The sequence below is a fragment of the Agreia pratensis genome, assembly GCF_900177685.1.
Lineage (GTDB): Bacteria > Actinomycetota > Actinomycetes > Actinomycetales > Microbacteriaceae > Agreia > Agreia pratensis.
Genome location: NZ_FXAY01000004.1, coordinates 112,827 through 131,938, shown reverse-complemented (window position 1 = coordinate 131,938; position 19,112 = coordinate 112,827). Strand labels below are relative to the sequence as shown.

18 protein-coding genes are annotated in these 19,112 nt (G+C 65.1%); 9 read left to right on the top strand and 9 right to left on the bottom strand.

The genetic code is table 11. From position 1 onward, the window contains the following. Nucleotides 1-4 precede the first annotated feature (4 nt). Nucleotides 5-895, bottom strand: a complete 891-nt coding sequence (locus B9Y86_RS12740) for an EamA family transporter (protein ID WP_085486625.1) — start codon at nucleotides 893-895, stop codon at nucleotides 5-7. A 72-nt stretch (nucleotides 896-967) separates the two neighbouring features. Between B9Y86_RS12740 and B9Y86_RS12735 the strand changes: the two genes are divergently transcribed. From B9Y86_RS12735 to B9Y86_RS12705, 7 genes are all read left to right on the top strand, one after another. Continuing rightward, entirely contained in the window at nucleotides 968-1,903 is a 936-nt protein-coding gene (locus B9Y86_RS12735) for a LysR family transcriptional regulator (RefSeq protein WP_085486623.1), read from the top strand. A gap of 80 nt (nucleotides 1,904-1,983) precedes the next feature. After that, entirely contained in the window at nucleotides 1,984-2,913 is a 930-nt protein-coding gene (locus B9Y86_RS12730; protein ID WP_085486621.1) for an SMP-30/gluconolactonase/LRE family protein, read from the top strand. Between the two features lie 2 nt (nucleotides 2,914-2,915). Continuing rightward, nucleotides 2,916-3,692: an IclR family transcriptional regulator gene (locus B9Y86_RS12725; RefSeq protein WP_085486619.1), complete on the top strand. Its 777-nt coding sequence runs from the start codon at nucleotides 2,916-2,918 to the stop codon at nucleotides 3,690-3,692. Nucleotides 3,693-3,804: 112 nt separating this feature from the next. Continuing rightward, a complete protein-coding gene (locus B9Y86_RS12720; RefSeq protein WP_085486617.1) occupies nucleotides 3,805-5,307 on the top strand; it encodes a sugar ABC transporter ATP-binding protein in 1,503 nt (500 codons plus the stop codon). Then, nucleotides 5,304-6,410, top strand: coding sequence for an ABC transporter permease (locus B9Y86_RS12715; RefSeq protein ID WP_217809207.1), 1,107 nt, complete (start codon nucleotides 5,304-5,306; stop codon nucleotides 6,408-6,410). Before B9Y86_RS12720 ends, B9Y86_RS12715 begins: the two co-directional genes overlap by 4 nt. A 3-nt stretch (nucleotides 6,411-6,413) precedes the next feature. Further along, nucleotides 6,414-7,592: a substrate-binding domain-containing protein gene (locus tag B9Y86_RS12710; RefSeq protein ID WP_085486613.1), complete on the top strand. Its 1,179-nt coding sequence runs from the start codon at nucleotides 6,414-6,416 to the stop codon at nucleotides 7,590-7,592. A gap of 98 nt (nucleotides 7,593-7,690) precedes the next feature. Then, entirely contained in the window at nucleotides 7,691-8,707 is a 1,017-nt protein-coding gene (locus B9Y86_RS12705) for a sugar phosphate isomerase/epimerase family protein (protein ID WP_085486611.1), read from the top strand. On the opposite strand, the gene B9Y86_RS12700 is transcribed toward B9Y86_RS12705, so the two are convergent. From B9Y86_RS12700 to B9Y86_RS12675, 6 genes are all read right to left on the bottom strand, one after another. After that, a complete protein-coding gene (locus B9Y86_RS12700; protein WP_085486609.1) occupies nucleotides 8,681-9,739 on the bottom strand; it encodes an L-idonate 5-dehydrogenase in 1,059 nt (352 codons plus the stop codon). The two genes, B9Y86_RS12705 and B9Y86_RS12700, sit on opposite strands and share 27 nt — an antisense overlap. 12 nt (nucleotides 9,740-9,751) lie before the next feature. Continuing rightward, nucleotides 9,752-10,489, bottom strand: coding sequence for a fumarylacetoacetate hydrolase family protein (locus tag B9Y86_RS12695; protein WP_085486607.1), 738 nt, complete (start codon nucleotides 10,487-10,489; stop codon nucleotides 9,752-9,754). 50 nt (nucleotides 10,490-10,539) lie between these two features. Further along, the gene (locus B9Y86_RS12690) at nucleotides 10,540-11,307 is read right to left on the bottom strand and encodes an SDR family oxidoreductase (RefSeq protein WP_085486605.1); all 768 of its coding nucleotides are present in this window, start codon (nucleotides 11,305-11,307) and stop codon (nucleotides 10,540-10,542) included. Continuing rightward, nucleotides 11,304-12,737 (bottom strand): MFS transporter, encoded by a 1,434-nt coding sequence (locus B9Y86_RS12685; protein ID WP_085486603.1) that lies wholly within the window; start codon nucleotides 12,735-12,737, stop codon nucleotides 11,304-11,306. Before B9Y86_RS12685 ends, B9Y86_RS12690 begins: the two co-directional genes overlap by 4 nt. A 174-nt stretch (nucleotides 12,738-12,911) precedes the next feature. After that, nucleotides 12,912-13,700: an IclR family transcriptional regulator gene (locus B9Y86_RS12680; protein ID WP_085486601.1), complete on the bottom strand. Its 789-nt coding sequence runs from the start codon at nucleotides 13,698-13,700 to the stop codon at nucleotides 12,912-12,914. Between the two features lie 35 nt (nucleotides 13,701-13,735). Continuing rightward, on the bottom strand, nucleotides 13,736-14,794 hold the full coding sequence (locus tag B9Y86_RS12675) for a D-2-hydroxyacid dehydrogenase (protein WP_244894750.1): 1,059 nt from the start codon (nucleotides 14,792-14,794) through the stop codon (nucleotides 13,736-13,738). A gap of 90 nt (nucleotides 14,795-14,884) precedes the next feature. Here B9Y86_RS12675 and B9Y86_RS12670 point away from each other — a divergent pair, with 90 nt between their 5' ends. Both B9Y86_RS12670 and gndA read left to right on the top strand, forming a co-directional pair. After that, complete coding sequence (locus tag B9Y86_RS12670; protein WP_228515489.1) at nucleotides 14,885-15,802, top strand: NAD(P)-dependent oxidoreductase; 918 nt, start codon at nucleotides 14,885-14,887, stop codon at nucleotides 15,800-15,802. Between the two features lie 41 nt (nucleotides 15,803-15,843). Then, entirely contained in the window at nucleotides 15,844-17,310 is a 1,467-nt protein-coding gene (gene gndA, locus B9Y86_RS12665; protein WP_085486597.1) for an NADP-dependent phosphogluconate dehydrogenase, read from the top strand. Between the two features lie 53 nt (nucleotides 17,311-17,363). On the opposite strand, the gene B9Y86_RS12660 is transcribed toward gndA, so the two are convergent. Both B9Y86_RS12660 and B9Y86_RS12655 read right to left on the bottom strand, forming a co-directional pair. Next, nucleotides 17,364-18,143, bottom strand: coding sequence for an amino acid ABC transporter ATP-binding protein (locus tag B9Y86_RS12660; RefSeq protein ID WP_085486595.1), 780 nt, complete (start codon nucleotides 18,141-18,143; stop codon nucleotides 17,364-17,366). Beyond that, on the bottom strand, nucleotides 18,140-19,108 hold the full coding sequence (locus tag B9Y86_RS12655; RefSeq protein WP_085486593.1) for an amino acid ABC transporter permease: 969 nt from the start codon (nucleotides 19,106-19,108) through the stop codon (nucleotides 18,140-18,142). Before B9Y86_RS12655 ends, B9Y86_RS12660 begins: the two co-directional genes overlap by 4 nt. Between the last annotated feature and the right edge of the window lie 4 nt (nucleotides 19,109-19,112).

Below are 19,112 nucleotides of genomic sequence, written 5' to 3'. Positions count from 1 at the left end.
CCTTTCAGGCTGTGGCCGGCACCGCCACCCGTCTACGGCGCGTGCTGGCGAACAGAACGCCGCCCACCACGAACACCCCGGCGATCAATTCGACGGTGTCGATGACCTCTCCGAACGCCAGCCACGATGCGAGCACGCCCACGACGGGAACGAGCATAGAGAAGGGTGCGACCACACTCGAGGGGTTGCGCTTCAGAAGGCCGCCCCAGATTCCGTAGCCGACGAGCGTGGCGATGAGCACGATGTAGAGCAGCCCGAATACAGCTGGCAGCGCGTCGAGAGTGAACATCGTTCCGAGACTGTCGCCGATGCGCTGCGGACCCTCGGCCAGCAACGCGAGCGCGAGCATCGGAACCGGCGGCACCACCGACATCCACAGCGTGAGGCGGAACGGGTTCGGGGCCTCGGCCTTGCGCGTCGAGACGTTGCCGATCGCCCAGCCGAGCGCGCCGCACAGGGTGAGGATGACGGGGAGCAACGCGGCCACCTGAGCCCTGTGCACCGCGATCGCCGCTAGTCCGAGCACGGCGACGGCGATGCCGATCGCCTGCCGCTGGGTGATCCGCTCGCGCAGCCAGATTCCCGCGATCAGCACGGTGAACGGGGCGGATGCCTGCAGCACGAGCGAGGCGAGTCCGCTCGGCATCCCGGCGGCCATGCCCGCGTAGAGGAACGCGAATTGGAGCAGGCCGATGCCGAGACCTGCGCCGAGCAGCCAGCGCAGCTTGATCTCCGGTCGAGGCACGAACAGCACCGTCGGGATGGCGATCAACGCGAATCTGAAAGCCACGAGAAAGAAGGGAGGGAAGTGATCGAGGGCGAGCGCGGTGGCGGGAAAGTTGAGCCCCCAGCACACGGCCACGAGTACGGCAAGAAGTCGATCGCGAGGGGACATATGCCCCATGGTGGCCTAGTTGTCAGTGAAGGACAATTGCATCAGAAGGTATCTACTTTGTAGCCTGACTTCATGGATGTGAATCAGCTCGCCCTGCTTCGAGAGCTTGCCGAACGCGGCAGCGTCACCGAGGTGGCCTATGCCCTGGGCAAGACCCCGAGCGCGGTGTCGCAGCAGTTGCGAACTCTGCAACGCCAGATGGGCACGGTGCTCGTCGAACGGGTTGGCCGCGGCGTGCGTCTCACCGATGCCGGCCATGCGCTGGCCGAGAGCTCCGTGCGAGTGGCGACGGCCATCGCCGAGGCCGAGGCGACCTGGAGCGCATTCCAGGGCGGCGCATCCGGAACCGTGCGAATGGCGATCTTCTACTCGGCGGCGGAGCTTCTCGTGCCCGGGCTCCTCACCCGAATGCGCGCACACTCCGGTATCGCGCTGGAGATCTCGGACCGCGACGTCTCGCAAGACGACTTCGCCGCTCTGACGAGCGACTTCGATGTCGTGGTCGCTCATCGCTCCGACGACGTGCTGCCACCCGACCGCGAGCGCCTGAGTGTCGTGCCCCTCTTGAGGGAGCCGCTCGACGTGGCCCTGCCGCTCGATCACCACCTCGCGACACGATCGCGAGTCTCACCCGCTGATGTGATCGGCGAGAACTGGATCGGGGTGCCCATCGACTTTCCGCTCGACCGTGTTCTCCAGGCGATGTCGGCCCAGGCCGGCACGGCCGCCAGGGTCGTGCACCGCACGACGCATCTGCCGCTCGCCGAGAAACTCGTGGCGGCAGGTCACGGCGTCGCGCTGCTGCCGCGCAACACCTCGCTCGAGCGGTCGCCCGGTCGATACGCGCTGCTCCCCCTCACCGATCTGAGAGCAGGCCGACATATCGAGGTTCTGATGCGGCCTGATAGAGCAGCTCGCCGTGCCGTGGGCCTCGTACTGGACGAGCTCGTTGCGGAAGCGCAGAGCGCGAGCGCCGAGGACTCGCCGTCACGCAATTCAGAGGAATAAACAGCGTTCGGTATTTCGAACAGAATATTGCGCGTCGACTCCAGTGGTGCTGTAGTTGCTATCAACCAACGGAGGTGACCATGGACGCTCGTTCCCCCGAGACATCCGGTCTCAGTGGATTGATCCCCACGGGAGCGGAACTCGCGGTACTCGCGACGGGTGCGACCTGGTCTGAAGGCCCGGTATGGATGCCGTCAACACAGTCCGTTCGGTGGAGCGATATCCCCGGCAACCGGATTCTGGAGTACTCCGCGGTCAACAGGTCTGTCTCCGTCTACGCCAGCGATGTCGAGTTCACGAACGGGCGCACACTCGATCACGACGGGTCGGTCATTCAGTGTTCTCATGGGCGCAGGAGAATCGAGCGCGACAGAGATGGTGTCGTGACACCGATCGTCGACTCGTACAACGGCGTGCGTCTGAACTCCCCCAACGACGTCGTCGTGGCCGCAGACGGCAGCATCTGGTTCTCCGACCCGCCCTACGGCATCGTCGTGTCGATCGAAGGCCACCCCGGCGAGCGAGAGTATGGCGACAACTTCGTTTTCCGGCACGATGTCGACACCGGCGACACGCGACCGGTCGTCATCGACGTCGAGGAGCCGAACGGACTGGCCTTCTCGCCCGATGGGTCGATTCTCTACGTCTCAGACACGTCTGCGGCACTGCGAACCGACGGCGGCAATCATCACATCCGCGCCTACGACGTCGACGGCACCCGATGCAAGAACGGCCGTATCTTCGCCGTCATCGGCGACGGCATCTCTGATGGCTTCCGCGTCGACATCGAGGGCAACGTCTGGACCTCGACCGCGTCAGGCGTGAGCGTCTACTCCCCCGATGGCAGAAGCCTGGGTCACATCGCGGTGCCCGAAGTCGTCTCGAATCTGTGCTTCGGCGGCCCCGACGGCACGACCCTCTTCATCACGGCGAGCACGAGCCTCTACTCCATCGCGACGTCGACCAGAGATGCCGCGTCAACGACGCCCGCACGACCGCAGGAGGCGTGAGAATGGCACTCATCGATATCACTCAAGCTCGGGAATCATCCACTCCGGTTCCCGCTGTGATGCGAGCCGTGCGCGTCCTCGATCTCATGGCACACAACAAGGGCCCGGTTACTCTCTCCGAAATCGCCAGGGTTACGGGGATGGCCAAGTCATCGATCTCGAATCTGATGACGACACTTCAAGCGGCGGGTATGGCCAGGCAGCTCTCGCGCGGCTGGGTTCTCGGTTACAAGGTGCTTGAGCTGGGCCAGTCGGTGCTGTCGTCGACCGATCTCGTCTCGGAGTTTCGCCGGCTCGCAAATATGCTCCCGACGCTCCGAGAGGAGACCGCGCTGATCGCTGTTCTCGACGGATTGGACGTGCTCTACCTGGCGCGGCACAACGGAAACCAGCCGGTGCGCCTGGCCACAGACATCGGTCACCGGCTGCCGGCCGTGGTGACGGGACTAGGCAAAGCGATGCTCGCGTCCCTTCCAGAAGAAGAGATGAACGCACGCCTCGAACACGTCACCGAGATGCCGCGTCTCACCAATCACTCCTTCCGCACCGTCGACGAGTTGCGCCGGGACCTCGCCGCCATCCGGGTACGCGGATACTCGATCGATGATCAGCAGAACACGACCGGGGTGACGTGCTTCGGTGTCGCCATCACAGGGCTACGCCAACCCACGGCGGTGAGTTCGACACTCCTGTCGTACCGCGCCACCCCCGAGCTGCGTGACCGGTTGATCCTCGACCTGCGCAAGCTGTCGAGGCAGCTCGCCGGAGCCGCGACCTAGAACCCGCGCAGCCCCGCTCCTTTCTCACCCGACGTCTCAGCCCGCGACATCGGGGCTCTTCAGCCATGCCGAAAACATCAAGATCCCACCCTCAACCCGAACGGGAGTACCCATGATTCCTCTGCTCGAAGTCAGGAATCTCGACAAGTCGTTCTTCGCCACCCACGCCGCTCAGAGTGTGAGTTTCGATGTGCACCAGGGCGAGGTCGTCTCGCTGCTCGGAGAGAACGGTGCCGGAAAGTCGACGGTCATCAAGATGCTCGCGGGCGTCTACAAGCCCGACAGCGGAACCATGACTCTCGCCGGTGCCGACCTCGCAAGCGGCCAGACCCGCCGCAGTATCTCCTTCATCCATCAGAACCTGGGCCTCATCGAATGGATGACGGTGGCCGAGAACATCGCACAGGTGCTCGGCTACCCGAAACGGCTGGGGTTCATAGACCACGCGGCGGTGATGAGGCGAGCGAGCGAGGTACTCGAGCTCGTCGGCGGAGGAATCGACCCGAATGCCAGGATCTTCGATCTGCCGCGCACCGAGCGCAGCCTCCTCGCCATAGCGCGCGGCCTCGTCACCAAACCGAAGCTCCTCGTACTCGACGAGCCCACTGCCTCGCTCCCCGCCGAAGACGTGGAGCGTCTCTTCTCCGTGCTCAGAAGGCTCAGGGACTCGGGCGTCGGAATGATCTATGTATCGCACAGGCTCGACGAGATCTATCAGATCTCGACACGCACGGTGGTGATGCGCAGCGGTCAGGTCGTCGGCGATCGAGTGGTTGCGTCGCTCAGTCACCGTGAACTGGTCGATCTCATCGTGGGACGCAACACGGTCAACCCCACCTTCGACGCACCACAGAGCGAAGTGCGACTGCGTCTCGACCAGGTGGCGGTCGGCAACGTCGGACCCGTCTCTCTCGATGTGCACCGCGGCGAAGTCGTCGCACTCTGCGGACTCCGCGGGGCAGGCCATGAGCAGATAGGCCGCGCCATAGCCGGAGACGCCAGAGTGCGTGCGGGCTCGCTCGAACTCGACGGAGCAGCGTTCGAACCCAAGAATCCCCGCGTCGCCGTCGAAGCGGGCGTCGGCTTCGCAACGTCGAACAGAGAGAGCGAGGCCGTGGGAGCCGGCCTGTCGGCGCGCGAGAATCTCTTCTTGAATCCGGCGGTGTGGGGCAGGCGGTTCTGGCAGTTCCGCGGAGCCCGGGCAGAGAAGATAGCGGCTCGCCGCTACATCGATGATTTCGGCGTGCGCCCATCCGACCCGGAACTACCGCTCGACACCTTCTCCGGAGGAAATCAGCAGAAGGTCATCCTCGCCCGCTGGTTCGGCGTAGGCCGCAAGGCCGTGGTGCTCGAAGAGCCGACGATGGGCGTCGACGTGGGAGCAAAAGCCGATATCTACGCCCTCCTGCGCGACGCCGCCAGAGAAGGCACCGCGGCCGTGGTGGTCTCGACCGATATGGAGGAGGTCACCGCCATCGCCCACCGCGCAATCGTCTTCGGCAGAGGCAAGGTCGTCGCCGAGATCACGGGTGCAGACCTCACCATTGCAAACCTGATCGCGGCCGCATCCGACCTCGACAGACAGACCACCGTGCTCGAAGGGAGCGCATCATGACAATGAACACATCGCTGAAATCGACGGCACTGGAGCCGCCGAAATCCGCTCCCTGGTACCGCAAGCTCACGACCGTCTACGGCATGGTCGTGCTGACCGGGGTACTCTTCGTGATTTTCGCGATCGCCCGGCCGGACACGTTCGCTACGCTGCTGAACTTCCAGCTGCTCGCGTCGAGTCAGTCGACGCTGCTGATCCTCGCGATCGCCGTGACCATCCCCATGGTGGCCGGCAAGATCGATCTGTCTATCGGCTATGGAGTCGGACTCTGGCAGGTGATGGCCCTGCAATGGCAGATCGCCGGCATGGACTACCGGCTGGTGATCGTTCTCAGTCTGCTCGGAGGCGCCCTCGTGGGGCTGTTCAATGCCCTTCTGGTGGAACTCGCCCAGGTCGACGCGTTCATCGCGACACTCGCCACCGGCCAGGTCATCTTCGCGATCACCTATTGGACGACCGGAGGGCGCCAGGTGACCGACAACGCCGGCGTGCGGGCGAGCGCGTTCGACGCGCTCTCGACCTGGTCGCTCGGCCCTGTTCCCGGCCCCTTCGTCATCGCCCTCGTCCTTGCCCTCCTGCTGTGGCTCGTGCTCGAATTCCTCCCCGCCGGGCGATACCTCTATGCCGTGGGAGCGAACCCCCGGGCGGCGGAACTCACCGGCGTCAACCGCCGTCGCTATGTCGTCTCCGCCATGGTTGCCTCCGGTGTGCTGACCGCCGTGGCCGGCGTGCTGCTCGCATCGAAGCAGGCGGGTGTCGCTCAGGCCAATATCGGCCCGGAATACCTTCTGCCCGCCCTGACTGCCGCCTTCCTCGGTTCGACGACTATCAAGCCGGGCCGCGTCAACGCGCTCGGAACGATTCTCGGTGTCGTCATCGCCACGATCGGCATCTCGGGCCTGCAGCAGCTCATCCCCGGCCAGTTCTTCCTCGAGCCCCTCTTCAACGGACTCACCCTGGTCGCCGCCATCACCATCGCCTCGCTCGCAAGCCGGCGCCGCGCCTCCCGCGCCGACGCTCCGATCGTCGCTCCACCCGCCGAAACCCCCGAAGAACCGCACGGCGACGACGCCGTGTCCTTCACCAACAGAGAAGAGAAATGAGCCATGACCATCCCTAGAACGGTCGGCCGGGCCGCCCTGGCGAGCCTCACCGTCGCAGTCCTCATCGGCGTCTCCGCGTGCTCCAGCGGCAGTGTGGCGGAAAAGACGGGCGGAACAGGTGCCGCGTCCGCCGCTGCCGAGGACTTCTCCTCGATCATCCCCGAGGGCGACATCGTCGAAGCCTCCAAGAAACTCGTCGCTGACAGTCTCAGTGCAGCCACGGGCTTCACGCCGTCGACCGACGGACCCACAGCCCAGAAGCCCGGCGCCAAGATCGCATATGTGGGAAGCGACCTGACGAACGGCGGCGTGAACGCCGTGGCCACCGGCCTGCAGGAAGCCGCGGCCGTCATGGGCTGGACCGTCGACGTCTACGATGGCAAGGCATCCGCCCAGGGCCGCACCACGGCGATGAATCAGGCGATCGCGGCGAAGTCCGACGCGATCATCTTGGGCGGCTCAGACCCGACGGAGTCTGCCAGCTCGATCAAGCAGGCGACGGAAGCAGGGATCCCGGTCCTCGGTTGGCATGCCGGCGCGGACACGGGTCCGGGCAACGGGCTGTTCACAAACGTGAGCACCGACCCACTGCAGGTGTCTCAACTCGCGGCCGCCTACGCGGTGGCAGACTCCGACGGCAAGGCCGGGGTCGCCATCTTCACCGATGGACAGTACGGCATCGCCGTCAAGAAGGCCGACGCGATGAAGGCGTACATCGAGGCCTGTTCGGGATGCTCCGTGCTGAGCTACAACGATTCGCCCATCGCCGAGGCGAGCCAGCGCATGCCAGGGCTGATCTCGAATCTCCTCCAAGAGCAGGGTGACAAGCTGACGTATCTGCTCGCGATCAACGGCAACTACTTCGGCGGAGCCCAGCAGGCGCTGAGGGCAGCCGGCAAGGACCCTGCCGGCTCACCGCAGTCCGTCGCCGCGGGAGACGGCGACCCCGCCGAGTTCCAGCGCATCCGGAACGTCGACTACCAGTCGGCGACCGTCGCCGAGCCGCTCGTTCTCGAGGCCTGGCAGCTGATCGACGAGACCAACCGCGCATTCGCCGGCACCGATCCGTCGACCTTCGTTCCGGCGCCCGGCCTCATCACGGTGAAGAACGTGCCGAGCGGCGACGTCTTCGATCCCGATAGCGGCTACCGCGACGTGTTCACGAAGATGTGGGGCAAGTAGCCGCACCGAGCCGGGGTGGATGCGCCATCAGCGCATCCGCCCCGCACCACCGCTTCCAGCGTCACCGCCCTACGCACCTCGAATGAAAGGGGCCCGTCATGCCCTATAGCGCCGATACCTGGCCGATCGCCGTCGCCCTACTCCAGTTCTCCTCCGTCGCGAGAGACGGCACGAAGGCGCAGGATGCCACGCCCGACAGGTGGGCTGCGGCCTTCCACCAGGTCGCTCGGGCGGGGTTCCGCAGTGTCGATCTCACCGACGTATGGGTGCGTGCTGCCGATTTGCTGCCGGCCCGGCTCAGCGCGTTCGCGGAGGCGGCGAGGTCGGAGGGCCTCTCGACTCCGGCCATCTCGCTCATCCGCCGAAGCGTGCTTCATGCGAGCCGCGGCGACGAGAACCTCGACTACAGCCACCGGGCCATCGATGCGGCAGCGTCGATCGGCGCGGGCGTCGTGTCGGTCGGTCTGCATCAGGAACTCACCGCCGAACAGAAGGAACAGCTCTGGTTCTGGACTGTCACGGGCCACCAAGACCCGGTGGGCGATCCTGACATGTGGGCGCGCGCGGTGACCCGTCTGCGAGAGCTGGGGCGTCACGCACAGGAGGTCGGAGTCCTCCTGAGCCTCGAGATGTACGAGGACACCTACCTGGGCACGGCAGATTCTGCGGTGCACCTCGTCGAAGACATCGGGCTCGACTCTGTCGGGCTGAATCCGGATACGGGCAACCTGTTGAGGCTGCACCGTGCGATCGACGACTGGCGCGACGTTCTCGAGCGCACTCTCCCCTACGCGAACTACTGGCATGTGAAGAACTACCAGCGTGACGAGGACAGGAGCTCGGGCAGATACACCGCCGTGCCCTCGACACTCGAGGGCGGTGTGATCAGCTACCGAGAGGCTCTCGACATCGCACTCTCGTGTGGATTTCAGGGCGTCATCTGCTGCGAGCAATACGGAGGCGACGGCCTGAGCGTCAGCGGCACGAATCAGCGCTATCTGCGCTCTGTGCTGCCGGAGACCAACGACTATGTCGTTCCGCAGAGCAGACGTCTGCAGCGCGCGCCCGACCGGGCCGACCTCGTGCGCTCAGAACCGCAGCAGCACCTTTCCTGACGCCGCGGAATCTTTCGCCACCGCGAACGCCTGCAACGCCTCGTCGACGCCGAACTCATGGGTGACGACGGGGCCCACCCGCAGCGAACCGTCCGCGAGCGCGGCGATCACGTCATCGATCTCGTCGTTGAATCGGAACGACCCGACGAGCTCGAGTTCACGAGTGATGGCGAGAGAGATGAGGGCGGGCTGTTCGCCCGATGGCAGGAGCCCGACCATCACGACTCGGCCGCCGCGCGTCACTCCACGCATGGCCGAGGCGAGGCCGCGGTGGCTGCCCGACGATTCGAGCGCGATGTCCGCATCGACCGCGGCGATGGCTGCAGCATCAGTCGCCAGGATCGTCCTATCGGCTCCGACTGCCGACGCGATGGCGAGCGGTCCTTCGAACATGTCGGTCGCGATGATCTCGGCGGCTCCGGCGCGCTTCAGCACGGAGACAATCAGCGTTCCGATCGGACCGCTTCCGATCACGAGAACTCGCTTGCCCCGCACGTCGCCCGCTCGGGAGACCGCGTGCCAGGCCACACTGGCCGGCTCGACGAGCGCCGCGTCGCGCAACGACAGTCCCTCGGGAAGTGCGCGAAGCATCCGTGCGTCAAGCGCGACACGAGACGCGAAAGCTCCATCGGTGTGCGGGTCCCTGGCGGCGCTGCCGAGGTAGGTGCATCCGGGTGACAGATTGGGCCGATCCTCGGGATAGCGAGAGCCGTCGCCCGCTCCGGGCGTGGCCGGATGCACCGCCACGCGGGTGCCGGCCGCGGGTCCCGAGCCGTCGGCGGCCGCGACCCGCACCGTGCCCACCACCTCGTGCCCCAGGAGCATGGGCCGCTTCAGGATCGACTCGCCAGCAGCTCCGTGCAACCAGTAGTGAAGGTCGGAACCGCAGATTCCCCCGTAGGCCACGTCGATGATCGCCTGGTCGGAACGGGCCACAGGCACGGCGATGTTCTCGACGCGCAGATCGTCTTTCGCGTGGGCCACGACGCCGACGGAGACATCGACCGAGGGTGCTTCACTGCTGGAATTCATCGGGCGCGTCTCCTAGACGATCGTGCTGCTGAGGGTTCCGATTCCCTCGAGGCGGATGTCGACCCGATCACCGGGCTCGACGGGAAGAAAGGTCCGAGGGGCTCCCGTCATCACGACGTCGCCGGCCTCGAGGTCAAGCCACGACGTGACGTAGACGAGAGTCTCGACCACCGTCGAGCCGAGATTGAATGAGCCCGATTCGGCGAGCACGACATCGTTGATGGCGACCTCGGTGGGCACGGATTCGGGATCGGCGATCTCGGTCTCGATCCACGGGCCGAGCGGTGTATAGCTCGGGCCGCTCTTGCTCTGAAAGTTCTTCTCATCGATCGGAACCTGATCGACGTTGGTCACGTCGTTCGCGATCGTGTAGCCGAGCACCGCGTCGAGAGCATTCTCTGGAGTGAGCTTTGACGCGTGCCGACCGATCACCACGGCCAGCTCGCCCTCGATATTGACCTGGCCTACTCCGCGCACGATCTCGATGGTCGCGTTCTGGCCGGTCACCGTGTGGGGTGATTTGTACCAGGCCTGAATGGGCAGCACGTGGTCGTTGTTGCCCTTGTTCTGCGCGATCCCGAGTAGCACGCGAGGATCGACGGGTGCGAGCAGAACGGCGTCGTCAAACGCCGTCGATCCGCCCGTGAACACGAGCTCATCGGCGAAGGGGTCGGCAATGTGCCGCCAGCCGGTAGCGTCGGCCACGGCGTGGCTCGGGCCATGGGATGTCTCAAGTCGAGCGATGCGCATAGCGGTGCCTTTCAGAGAGTGCGAGTAAGAGGTGAAAACCAGCCCATGGGTCAGACGACCGCGGTCATTCCACCGTCGACGTAGACGATCTGCCCGTTGACGAAGTCCGATGCACGCGATGAGAGGAACACGAGCGTGCCCACCAGATCCTGTGTGTCGCCCCAGCGACCGGCCGGGGTGCGTGTTCTGACCCACTCGCTGAAGACCGCATCGTCGACGAGCGCCTTGGTGAGCTCGGTCGCGAAGTACCCGGGCGCGAGCGCGTTGACCTGCACTCCGCTCGGTCCGAGATCGGCGCACATCCCCTTGGTCAGCATGGCGATGCCACCCTTGGTCGCCGCGTAGGCAGCGATACCTGGCCGCCCGAGCTGAGACTGCACCGAGCCGATGTTCACGATCTTGCCCGAGCCTCGACGCACCATGCCGCGTGCGACCCGCTGTCCGACGAAAAACGCGCTCGACAGATTGGTCGCGATCAGATCGTTCCAGTCGTCGACGGCGAATTCGGTGAACGGCGCCCGGCGTTGGATTCCCGCGTTGTTGACGAGGATGTCGATGTCGCCGAATTCCGACTCGATACGAGTCACGCCGGAGTCGACCGCGTCGCGATCCGTGACGTCGAACGTGGCGGTGAAGACCTCGACATCCGACGAGGCCAGAACGTCTTCGCGGGCCGCGTCGAGCGTGGCCTGATCGCGACCGTGCAGCACGACGCGCGCGCCAGCGGTCGCCAGACCTCGGGCGAGGGTGAGGCCGATTCCTCGGCTCGAGCCAGTGACGAGGGCAGTACGGCCGGTGAGATCGAATAGATCGGTCATCGGGATCCCCCTACGAAAGAGGACCGAGCAAGGTGTTCCTTCTTCGAGACCATGGCGGTGGGACGGGTGCGCACGTCTTCATCGCTGTCGAGCACGGCGTCCTGCAGCCGCGTCAGGTCTCGTCCACGCGTCTCAGGAGTGATGAACGTGGTGCCGAGGGTGATGGCCGCAAGTACGAAGACGTAGATCGCGAGCGGCAACCATGCTCCACCTGTGATGGCGATGAACCATGCGCCGAGAACGGGGGCAAGGCCTCCGGCCAGCACGGCACTCAACTCACGTGAGGTGGCTACACCGATGTAGCGGTGACGGTTGCCGAAGAGCTCCGGCAACATCGCGCACTGCGCGCCGAGCATCGTGTTGACACCGAAGCCGATGGCGACGGCGATCACGATGATCACGATGACGGGGTTGCCGAGCGACAGCAGCCACCAGCCCGGGAAAGCGAGCACGAGCAGGAACGCTGCCCCGAATCGGTAGACCGGGAGCCGTCCGAACCGGTCGGACAGGTGCCCGGCGAAGGGCACCGAGATCATGCCCACCAGAGAGCCGACCGCGACGGCCAGCGGCCCGATCCACGCGCCGATTCCGATGGTGCCGACCACATAGCTCACGGCGAGCGTGTTGAAGAGGTACGAGCCACCGTTCTCCGCCATCCGGAGACCGATGCCGCGCAGAACAGAGGGGAAGGAACTCGTGAAGATCTCTTTCAGCGGGCTGTCGGCGACCTGTTCCTGCTTCTCGAGTTGCACGAACGTCGGGCTCTCGCGCAGCCGGAGCCTGATGAACAGGGCGACCCCGATGAGAACGATCGAGGCCAGGAATGGGATGCGCCAGACGCCCGACAGAAGCACTTCGGTCGGCAGCGTACCGAGATAGACGAAGACGCCGGCCGCGAGAAGAGTTCCGGCCTGGATGCCGATGAAGGGCAGAGCAGCGAAAAAGCCTCGACGACGAACGGGCGCGTACTCGGCCATGAGCACGGTCGCACCGGCCTGCTCGGCACCGGCCCCGAATCCCTGCAGCAAACGCATGAAGACGAGGAGGATGGGAGCCCAGATGCCGACCTGCTCGTAGCTCGGCAGAACGCCGACGAGCGTCGACGCTCCGCCCATCAGAGCGATCGTGACGAGAAGAACCCACTTGCGACCGAGACGGTCTCCGATGGTTCCGAAGAAGATACCGCCGAGCGGGCGCGCGATAAAGGCGACTCCGAACGTGGCCATGCTCGCCACGACACCCACCGCGGGATCGAGACCGCTGAAGAAGACCTTGGAGAAGATGAGCGCCGAGGCCAGCCCATAGAGAGCGAAGTCGTAGTACTCGAGCGCGCTTCCCACGCTGGAGGCGAGCGTTGCTCGACGAAGATTCGCAGCGTAGTCGGGATCGTCGGATGCCCTGGCCGGTGTCGCTTGATCGTGTGTAGTCACGGTTGTTCCCCTCGCTCGGAGACACCTCACGCGGTGCTCTACGAGAAGTCACCGTTGATTTCGAGGCGTCGACCTCAGCGGGCTGCTTTGCCCGCCGAGACCGACGCTAACACTCCGCTGAACAGAGTTCAACATTGTGAACGAATTACTTTGCGCTCACTTTATCCGCGACCATCACGCGACAAGCAGAGGACGCGTCAATTCATCGGCGGCCACACGCAGAGCATCGAGAACGTCATCGCGCTGCTCCTGGGTGTCTCCCGGATGCACGAGAGACGCCCCGATGCTGAACGAGGGTTCGCCCACCCGGCTCGACGGGATGAGAACGGCGAGTCCGAGCACACTGAGGTGCACTTCACCGTCGTCTATCGCGTATCCGCGCGTTCGCGTCTCTTCGAGCTTCGCCTGCAACGACTCGAGGTCGGCGGTCGATCGATTCGTGAGGGTCACGAGGTGGCTGGGCTCCCTGAAGAGTGCCTCGATGCGCTGCGGATCGAGCTCGGCGAGCAGAGCGGTGCCCACGGCGGTCGCGGATGCCGGATAGCGATCGCCCACGCTGGCCGAGAGGGGAAACCTCTCGCGCCCCTCGTACACGGCCAGATACAGGACCCGCGCCCCGTCGAGCATCGCGATCTGCACGAGCTGAGAGCGCAGCACCTCAGACTCCTCGCAGATGCGATAGAACTCGCGGATCTGATCGAACCCGGCGAGATACGCGCTGCCGAGCTCGACAGCGCGCCTACCCAGAAGAAAGCCACTCTCCGTGCGACGCACCAGTCCGCCCTCCTCGAGGGAGGCGCACAGATTGGACGTGGAGGACTTCGCGATGCCCAGCTCACGTGCAATGTCACTCAAGGCACGGGCGCGCCCCGGCGTCTCCGCGAGAAGATCGAGGATCTTGACGGCCTTCACGACCGCCGGAGCGAGCGCAGCCTTGTCGGCCTCGGTGTCTGGAACGGCCATCGTCTCCCCTTCGACTCGGACTCGCGGCCCGTCGGCTAGTAGAACTCGACCGTATCAACCCGATTGATCAGATCTTCGCCGTCGAGATAACGCCGCGCGTTCTCTGCGAAGAGTTCGGCAATAAGTCGGTCCTCTTCAGAGTTGACCGCAGCGGTGTGCGGGCTCACCAGCACGTGAGGCGAATCCCAGAGCGGGCTGTCTTCTGACAGCGGCTCGGACGCGAACACATCCAGCGCCGCGAAGCCGACTCGCCCATCGGCGAGAGCGGCGACGAGGGCCTCTTCGTCGATGACGGTGCCGCGGCCCACGTTCACGAGAGTGGTACCGGGAACGACGTTCGCGAGCACACGGGCATCGATCATCTTCTCGGTCGCAGACGTTCCTGGGAGCGTGACGACGATCCCGTCGACGCGTGCCACAACCTCGGCGAGACTGTCGGGATGCACGACCTCGTCGACGTGCTCCACGGGCGTCGCGTGCCGACTGGTTCCGATGACCTTCGCCCCCATCGCCTTCAGTTTTCGAGCGGTCTCGCGACCAATACTGCCGAGCCCCACGACGAGAATCGTCTGCTGACCCAGGTGCTTCATGTTCCACCGGTCGGTCCAGCGGTGCTCGCGCTGCTGTTCTTGCAACCGCGGGAGAGTCTTGGCACCCGCGAGAAGACCGAAGACGGCGAACTCGGCGAGCGGCCCGACATGCACGCCGGCCGACGAGGTCACGGCCACACGTTCGAGCTGATCGGCGGTCAGGCCGGCCTTCTTCACTTGACCTCCCACACCCGCGGGCATGCCCTGAACCCAACGAAGATCCGGGTTCGCGTCGGCAGCTCGCTTGAGTGCGGTCGCCGATTCGTCTGGCAGGCCGTACAACACCTCGGCACTGTCGATCAGAGCTTCGAAGCGCTCCTGCTGTTCCGGAGCGCGTTCGAAAGAGGGATCTCCTGAGTGGTCGCCGGGGAAGCGCATGGGAGGCAGAAGCTCCTGGTCGCGGATGAAATCGATACGGGGCTCGCGCGCGACGACCATCTCGATGAGCTCTTCACTGATCGGGGTCGCCGCCACAACGCGGAGTCGATGGTCTTCTCGGGTCACGTCAAAGGTCCTTAGAAATCCGTAAACTTGTCTGAGCTTCAGTCTATCCAGCTATTCACTACTGTGAACAGTGTTCTATATGCTGTTCACATGTCAATGGCGCATACAGCATCCTCCGACGAACGACTTTCGATCGGCATGATCGGTCTCGGCAATATGGGAACCCCCATGGCGCTGAATCTCCTCGCCGCGTTCCCACACTCTCTCTCGGTCACGGCTCGCTCTCGCGACCGAGCCGCCGCCGTTCTGTCGGCAGGCGCATCCTGGGTCGACACCCCGGCCGACGTGGCCGAGGCAAGCGACGTCGTCGTTCTTATGGTCCCCGACCTTCCTCAGGTCGACGAACTCCTTTTCGGAGATCGCGGCATGGCCGAGACTCCGGCCACCTGTGTGGTCGTCGTCTGCTCGTCGGTCTCGCCCACAGGCATCCGCGCGACGGACGACCGGTTACGGCAGCAGACGGAGGGCCGAATGCGCATCGTCGACGCGCCCGTGTCGGGAGGGACGGAGGGTGCCGCTGCGGGCACCTTGTCGATCATGGTGGGTGGCACAGAGGCCGACGTCAACATCGCCCTGCCCCTTCTGTCGGCTTGCGGCACGCCGGTGCATCTCGGCCCTCTGGGCTCCGGCGATATCGCCAAGGCCTGCAACCAGCTCATCGTCGCCGCCACGATGGCAGCGATCAGCGAGGCCAGCGTCATCGCCGAGCGCTCCGGTCTCGACCTCGACGCCCTGCTGACGCTCTTGCAGGGCGGATACGCCGGCAGTCGTGTCCTCGAGACCAAGAAGGACAGGCTCGTAGAGCGCGACTACTCCCCCACGGGCGCCGCCCGTTACATGGTCAAAGACCTGTCTTTCGCCCACGCCGCGGCCGTCGAGACGGCCACCGCCGCCCCGATTTTGGATGCGCTGCGCGGACAGTTCGACGGCCTGGTCGCGGCGGGTCTCGGCGACGACGACCTCGCCGTCATTCACCGCTATATACGAGACCCCGAACAACCCCGTTAGCTACGCTGTAGACGACGGAACAACACCTAGGAGACCAGACAGTGTCAGACACTTCAAGTTCGACGGCCACCGCCAACATCGGCGTGGTCGGCCTCGCCGTGATGGGCTCGAATCTCGCCCGCAACCTCGCCAGCCGCGAGGGAAACACGGTAGCCGTGTACAACCGCTCGCCCGAGCGCACCGACCTTCTCACCAGCGAGCACCCCGAGGCCGAGTTCGTCGCTTCGAAGACGATCGAGGAGTTCGTGGCTTCACTGCAGAAGCCCCGTACCGCGATCATCATGGTGCAGGCCGGCAAGGGCACCGATGCGGTGATCAGTCAGCTGTCCGACCTCTTCGAAGAGGGCGACATCATCGTCGACGGCGGCAACGCGCTGTTCACCGACACCATCCGACGCGAGAAGGCGGCGCGCGAGCGCGGCCTCAACTTCGTCGGCGCCGGAATCTCGGGCGGCGAGGAGGGCGCTCTCAACGGCCCCAGCATCATGCCCGGCGGTTCGGCCGAGGCGTACGAGACGCTCGGCCCCATCCTCGCCTCGATCGCCGCGGTCGCCGAGGGCGAGCCCTGCGTCACCCACGTGGGCACCGACGGCGCCGGCCACTTCGTCAAGATGATCCACAACGGCATCGAATACGCCGACATGCAGCTCATCGCCGAGGCATACGATCTGATCCGTCGCGGCACCGGCTACTCCCCCGCTCAGATCGCCGATGTCTTCGCCGAGTGGAACACCGGCGAGCTCGAGAGCTACCTCATCGAGATCACGGCCGAGGTTCTGCGTCAGGTCGATGCCGAGACCGGCCGCCCCCTCGTCGATGTGATCCTCGACCAGGCCGGATCGAAGGGCACAGGCGTCTGGACCGTGCAGACCGCGCTCGACCTCGGCATTCCCGTCTCGGGCATCGCCGAGGCCGTCTTCGCCCGGGCGCTGTCGTCCAAGCCCGCCCAGCGCGCCGCATCCAGCAGCCTGCCCGGCCCGAGCGAGACCGTGGCCGTCGACGACCCCGCCGCGTTCATCGAAGACGTGCGCAAAGCGCTCTACGCGTCGAAGATCATCGCGTACTCGCAGGGCTTCGACGCCATCGTCGCCGGCGCAGAGCACTACGGCTGGGACATCAAGAAGGGCGAGATCGCCAAGATCTGGCGCGGCGGCTGCATCATCCGCGCCCGCTTCCTCAACCGCATCACCGAGGCGTACGCCGAGAACCCCGGCCTCGTCGCCCTGGTCACCGCGCCGTACTTCACCGAGGCCATCGCCGGAACGCAGGACGCCTGGCGTCGTGTCGTCGTGAGCGCCGTGCAGGCAGGAATCCCGACGCCGGCGTTCTCGTCGTCGCTCGCCTACTACGACGGCCTGCGCGCAGACCGTCTGCCGGCATCCATCGTGCAGGGACAGCGCGACTTCTTCGGAGCGCACACCTACAAGCGCATCGACAAAGAGGGCACGTTCCACACCCTCTGGTCTGGCGACCGCACCGAGATCGAATCCGAGGGCTCCTCGCACTAGACGACGCGAAAAGCCCCGTGCCTGCTGTTCAGCGGGCACGGGGCTTTTTTCGTCTACAGCACCTTCGAGAGGAATGCCTTCGTGCGATCCTGTTGAGGGTTCGTGAGCACCTCGCGAGGCTCGCCTCGCTCGACTACGACCCCGCCGTCCATAAAGACAAGCGAGTCGGCGACCTCTCTGGCGAAGCCCATCTCGTGCGTCACCACGATCATCGTCATGCCGTCTCTGGCGAGCTGCTTCATCACGTCGAGAACCTCACCCACGAGTTCGGGGTCGAGCGCAGACGTGGGCTCATCGAAGAGCATCAGCTTCGGGTCCATGGCCAGGGCCCGGGCGATCGCGACGCGCTGCTGCTGTCCGCCCGACAGCGACGCCGGGTAGGCCTTCGCCTTCTCGGCAAGCCCGACCCGGGCGAGCAGCTCGAGGGCACGCGCAGACGCCGCGGCACGGCTCTGACGCTTCACCTGCAGCGGTGCCTCCATGATGTTCTCGAGAACGGTGAGATGCGGAAACAGGTTGAAGCGCTGGAACACCATGCCGATGTCCTTGCGCTGTGCCGCCGCTTCCTTGGGCTTGAGTTCGTAGATCTTGTCACCGCGCTGGCGATACCCGATCAGTTCGCCGTCGACCGTGAGCCGGCCTCCGTCGAGCTTCTCGAGGTGGTTGATGCAGCGTAAGAACGTGGACTTGCCCGAGCCGGACGGCCCGATGACGCACACCACCTCGCCGCGGTTCACGGTCAACGAGATGTCTTTCAAGACGGTGTGCGAGCCGAACGACTTCACGACGCGGTCGGCGATCACCATGGGGATGGATGCGAGGGGTTCGGTCATGAGGATCGGCCTTCCGTCGAGGTGCCCGGTTGCGCGGCGATCGGAGCCGTCGGCGTCGCGCCGACGAGCACCGTCGGATTGTCCGCTCCCGGCCCCACATCGACGAACCTCGACCCGCGGGCGAAGCGGCGCTCGAGAAAGTACTGGCCGATCATGAGCAGCGACGTGAAGAACAGATACCAGATCGACGCCACGATGAGCAGCGGAATGGGATTGAACGTTTCGGCCGAGATATCCCGCGTGCGCGTATAGAGGTCGGTCGACAAGGGCACCGCCGTGACGAGGGAGGTCGTCTTCAGCATCGAGATCACCTCGTTGCCGGTGGGCGGAATGATCACCCGCATCGACTGCGGAATGATGATGCGACGCATCGTCTGCGACCATGACATGCCGAGAGCAGTCGATGCCTCGCTCTGCCCGGGGTCGACCGAGAGCATTCCCGCTCGCACGATCTCGGCCATATAAGCGGCCTCGTTGAGTGCAAGACCGATGACTGCGAGCCAGAACACGCTGATCGCATCCTGCGTGGTCCAGCTGAACAGCACGTCCGAGCTGAAGGGCACCCCGACCGAGATGGTCTTGTAGATCGTGGCGAGCAGGCCCCAGAAGACCAGCTGCACGTAGACGGGGGTGCCGCGGAAGATCCACAGGTAGGCCCAGGCCACCGACTTCAACACCGGGTTGGGCGAGAGCCTCATCACGGCGAGGAGAGTGCCGAGCACGATCGCTCCCACCATCGCCAACACGGTCAGCTCGATGGTGACGAGCGCCGCCTGCGAGACGCGCACGTCGAAGATGTACTTGCCCACCGCCGGCCAGTCGTACGCCGGGCGGAAGAACGCCGCATCGACGACGAACAGCACGACGATGAGGATGATGACGACGGCGACGACGTTGCGAACCGGATGCCGGAGCGGGATCGCGACGATCCGCTCCGGCTGGCCCGAGGATCCTGTGGTCTCCATTCGA